The organism is Streptomyces sp. NPDC057638 (genome assembly GCF_042800315.1).
Classification (GTDB): Bacteria; Actinomycetota; Actinomycetes; order Streptomycetales; family Streptomycetaceae; genus Streptomyces.
Window position 1 is genome coordinate 1 of sequence record NZ_JBHVHF010000448.1, and the last position, 4799, is coordinate 4799.

General features: G+C 74.5%; 4 protein-coding genes. 3 read left to right on the forward strand and 1 reads right to left on the reverse strand.

What is annotated here, in order from left to right; translation table 11 throughout:
- Both ACFVIM_RS32925 and ACFVIM_RS32930 read left to right on the forward strand, forming a co-directional pair.
- Window positions 1-1423 (forward strand): NAD(P)/FAD-dependent oxidoreductase (locus ACFVIM_RS32925; protein WP_384309387.1); only part of this gene is annotated, 1423 nt, incomplete at its 5' end.
- Window positions 1420-2700, forward strand: coding sequence for an NAD(P)/FAD-dependent oxidoreductase (locus tag ACFVIM_RS32930; RefSeq protein ID WP_384309389.1), 1281 nt, complete (start codon window positions 1420-1422; stop codon window positions 2698-2700). The genes ACFVIM_RS32925 and ACFVIM_RS32930, both read left to right, overlap by 4 nt.
- Window positions 2701-2741: 41 nt before the next feature.
- Here ACFVIM_RS32930 and ACFVIM_RS32935 read toward each other — a convergent pair whose 3' ends face one another.
- On the reverse strand, window positions 2742-3245 hold the full coding sequence (locus tag ACFVIM_RS32935; RefSeq protein ID WP_384309392.1) for a type II toxin-antitoxin system RelE/ParE family toxin: 504 nt from the start codon (window positions 3243-3245) through the stop codon (window positions 2742-2744).
- A gap of 229 nt (window positions 3246-3474) precedes the next feature.
- Between ACFVIM_RS32935 and ACFVIM_RS32940 the strand changes: the two genes are divergently transcribed.
- Entirely contained in the window at window positions 3475-4656 is a 1182-nt protein-coding gene (locus tag ACFVIM_RS32940) for a cytochrome P450 (protein WP_384309395.1), read from the forward strand.
- Window positions 4657-4799 lie beyond the last annotated feature (143 nt).

The following is a 4799-nucleotide window of genomic DNA, read 5'->3' on the forward strand; positions in this document are numbered from 1 at the left end:
CCACCACGGCGTCTATGACGTCGTGGTGGTCGGCGGCGGTCTGGTCGGCTCCGCCATCGCCCGCGAGCTGGCCGGGCACCGGCTCTCCGTGGCGCTGGTGGAGGCCCGCGAGGACGTCGGCGACGGCACCAGCAAGGCCAACACGGCGATCCTGCACACCGGTTTCGACGCCACCCCGGGCACCCTGGAGTCCCGGCTGGTGGCCCGGGGCTACGCGCTGCTGTCCGGGTACGCGAAGGAGACGGGGATCCCGGTCGAGGAGACCGGGGCCGTCCTCGTCGCCTGGAACGACGAGGAACTGGCGGCCCTGCCCCGGCTGCGGGAGAAGGCCGAGGCCAACGGCTACCACCGGTGCGAGCTGGTCGGCGCCGACGAGGTCTACGCGATGCTGCCCGCCCTCGGCGAGGGCGCGCTCGGCGGGCTGACCGTGCCCGGCGAGTCCATCATCTGCACCTGGACCACCAATCTGGCGCTGGCGACGGACGCGAAGCGGCGCGGCACGGAGATCCTGCTGGAGCACGCCGTCACCGGCGTCAGCGTGGGCCCCGACCTGACCACCCTGAGCACCACGGGCGGCGAGGTCGCCGCCCGCTGGGTGGTCAACGCGGCCGGGCTGGGCGCGGACCGGCTTGACGCCCTCTTCGGCCATGAGCGGTTCACCGTCACCCCGCGCCGGGGCGAACTGTTCGTCTTCGACAAGCTGGCCCGCCCGCTGGCCGACCGGATCGTGCTGCCGGTGCCCAGCTCACGGGGGAAGGGCGTGCTGATCTCCCCCACCGTGTACGGCAACGTGATGCTGGGCCCCACCTCCGAGGACCTGACCGACCGGAGCGCCACCGGCACCTCAGCGGACGGCTTCGCCTTCCTGCTGGACAAGGGCGGACGGCTGATGCCCCGGCTGCTGGAGGAGGAGGTCACCGCCTCCTACGCGGGACTGCGCGCGGCCATCGACCACCCGGACTATCTGATCGAGGCCGACCCCGCCCAGCGCTATCTGCTGGTCGGCGGGATCCGCTCCACCGGGCTGACGGCGGGGATGGCCATCGCCGAGTACGTACGGGAGCTGCTGGCCGGCTCCGGGCTCACCCTGACCGTACGGGAGGAGCTGCCCCCGCCGCCGTGTATGCCCCACATCGGGGAGGCGGGCGTACGGCCCTATCAGGACCCGGAGCGGATCGCCCGGGATCCCGCGTACGGGGAGATCGTCTGCTTCTGTGAGCGGGTGACGGCCGGGGAGATCCGGGACGCCGCCACGGCCGACCTGCCCGCCCGCACCCTGGAGGGGCTGCGCCGCCGTACCCGGGCGATGAACGGCCGCTGTCAGGGGTTCTTCTGCGGTCCCGCCGTGGAGCGCCTGCTGGGCGAGCACTCCGGCCTCGCCGCCACCCGCCCCCGCCCGTGCCACGAGGTGACCTCCCGATGACCATCACGCAGCGGACGACCCGGGTGGGCACCACCCTCACCCCCGACGTCCTCATCATCGGCGGCGGCCCGGCCGGGCTGTCCGCCGCCGCCCGGCTGGCGCCCCGGCTCGGTGGCCAGGTACTCGTCCTGGAGCGGGAGGCCGCCGCCGGAGGCGTTCCCCGCCACAGCGATCACACCGGGTACGGCCTGCGCGATCTGCGCCGGGTCATGACCGGCCCCGCCTATGCCCGCAGGCTGGTACGGGACGCCACACGGGCGGGGGTGGAGATCCGTACCCGGGCCATGGTCACCCACTGGGCCGGGCCGCGCTCCGTCGAGGTCACCAGCCCCGAGGGCCGGTTGCGGGTCGAGGCCCGCGCGGTCCTGCTGGCCACCGGGGCCCGGGAGCGCCCGCGCGCCGCCCGCCGAATCCCCGGCGACCGCCCCGCGGGCGTCTACACCACCGGCCAGCTCCAGAACGCCGTCCATCTGCACGGCGCCCGGGTGGGCCGCCGCGCCGTCGTCGTCGGCGGGGAGCTGGTGAGCTGGTCGGCCGTGCTGACGCTGCGTGAGGCGGGGTGCGAGGTCGCGCTGATGACCAGTGAGTACGCGCGTACGGAGGCGTATTCGGCGTTCACGCTCTGCGGCCGGACCGTCCTCGGTGTCCCGGTGGCCAACCGGGCCCGGGTGGTGCGGGTGATCGGCTCGCCCCGGGTGCGGGCGGTGGAGATCGAGCACCTGGACACGGGCGCGCGCCGCACCGTCGACTGCGACACCGTGGTCTTCACCGGCGACTGGATCCCCGACCATGAACTCGTGCGGACCGGCGGGCTCGATCTGGCGCCCGACACCCGGGGCCCGCTGGTCGACACCGCGCTGCGCACCAGCCGTCCCGGGGTCTTCGCGGCGGGCAATCTGCTCCACCCGGTGGACACCGCCGATATCGCCGCCCTCGACGGTCGGCACGCCGCCGACCAGGTGCTGTCCTGGCTGATCTCACCGGACGACCCGGCGCCCGGGGTGCGGCTGCTGGCCGGGGACGGGTTGCGCTGGGTGGCGCCGGGGCTGCTGCGGCCGGGGGATCCGGCTCCGCCGAGGGGGCGGCTGCTGCTCTGGAGCGACCGCTATGTCCGGCTGCCCCGGGTGACGGTGCGCCAGGAGGGGCGGGTGGTCGCGCGCCGGACGCTGCCGTGGCCCGCGGCGCCCGGCCGGGTCTTCCGGGTCCCCTCGTCGCTGCTCCCGCCCGTCCGCCCGGCCGGGTCAGGACAGGGCCCGCTCACCCTGTCCCTGTCCTGACCCGGTGTGGCCCGCCCCCCACGGGCGGGCCACCGCGGCGGTCAGACGACGATATGCAGCACGGTGATCACGGAGTCGGCGCGGCTCACGTAGTAGACGAGGACACATCCCGCCACCGTCACCGACCGCCGGTCGTCCTGGCCGCCGCTGCGCGCCGACCCGTATCCGTCCGGGTCGTGGGCGAGCGCGCCGATGGCCGTCTCGGCCTCCGCCCGCTCCGGCGCGGGCATCCGGTCCAGCGTGCTGCGCACCTGCTCCGTGTAGCGCACCCGGGCCAGGCCCGTGGGACCCACCGCCCGCTCGTCGGCGGGCTCCCCCACGTACTCCCCGGCCTTCAGCCGCCGGACGGCGGGGTCGATCCGCTCCCACGCCACCGCCGGAAGCGCCCAGGTGGCGAGGATCTGCGCGATCCGCGGGCCCGGGGTCCGGGCCATCTCGGCGTCGAACTCCGCGTACTCCGACTCCGGCAGCCGGGCCCGTACGCCCGCGATCGTCATCGGCAGTTCCACGGTCTCACCGTCGATGAGGGTGGTCCACACACGCACCGGTCGCCTCCTCAGCCTCCGCTGCGATCACGGTACGGCGCCGCCCGTGCCCCGGACACGGGCCGGGCGCCGGGTTGGCGGCGATCGTCCGGGTCTGACCGGTTGGACCTGGACGGAGGCTCATGGGGAGGTCCGGCCGTTCTCCAGGGCCGGGTGCGCCAGTTCGCGCGCGGGTCTGAACTCCCCCGGCGCGCGGACCGTGCCTCCGGAGTGAGGAGAAGGAGACTCCATGCAGGAGACGATCCCCCGCTACCCCGCCCACCCCTTCACCGGAGACCCCCTGCCCGTCCCGAAGGACCCCGTCACGCGGGTGCGGCTCCCCAGCGGGGATCCGGTCTGGCTGGTCACCGGCTATGACGAGGTGAAGCGGGCCCTGTCCCATCCGCTGCTCTCCCGCGATGTGACGACCGGAGACCCCCAGGTCGGCAGCGCGGGCCCCATCGGCGGCTACCGCCCCGGCCGCCGCACCCTCCAGATGGACGGCGCGGCCCATACCCAGCTGCGCAAGCTGGCGGCCCGGCCGTTCACCCCGCGCCGGGTCTCCGGCATCCGGGACCGGGTCCAGGAGCTGACCGACGGTCTGCTCGACCGGCTCGAAGCGCTCGGCCCCGGAGCCGACTTGGTCGGGAACCTCACCTATCCGCTGCCGATGACGGTGATCACGGAACTGTTCGGCGTCCCGGCGGAGGACCGCGACCGGTTCGCCCGGTGGGCCACCACCATCGTCACCGTCGTCGGGGTCAGCGCGGACGAACTGGACGCGGCCCGCGCGGAACTCCAGGGCTATCTCGGCGCGCTGGTGCGCGAGCGGCGGGCCCACCCCGGCGATGACGTCCTCAGCGGCTGGCTGACCGCCGAGGAGGGCGGGGACCGCCTCTCCGACATCGAGATCGTCCAGATGGCGCAGACCATCATCATCGGCGGCTACGAGACCACGGTGGGCCTGATCGCGGGCGGGGTGCTGCGGCTGCTCCAGCACCCCGGACAGCTCGCGGCGCTGCGCGCCGATCCCGCCCTGATGCGCACGGCGGTGGAGGAGATCCTGCGCTTCCAACCCGTCGGCATCTTCTTCCTGATCCTGATGGCCCGGGGCGATCTGGAGCTGGGCGGGGTGCGGATACGCGAGGGCGAGGGCGTGATGCCGCTGCCGTACCACGGCAACCGCGACACGGCCCGGTTCACCGACCCCGACCGGTTCGACATCCACCGGGAACCGGCGGGCCATATCGCCTTCGGCCACGGTCCGCACGCCTGCCTGGGCGCGGCGTTGGCGCGGATCGAGGTGGAGGTGGTCCTCGCCCGTCTGCTGCGGCGCTTCCCGGGGCTGCGGCTGGCGGTGGACCCCTCGGAGCTCCGGTGGCACCAGGACCGGCTCACCAACGGGATCGTGAGCCTGCCGGTGGCCTGGTAGCCGGTGCGGCGCGGGACCGGGTCCGTATGAGCGTTCTTCTCCCCCAGGCTTCGCCCGGGGGTGCCCCCACCAGCGCCCCGGAGGAGAAGAACGCACCGCGTGCGCGGTACGGGCCCGGTGTCCGGGACACGGCCGTCCCGGGC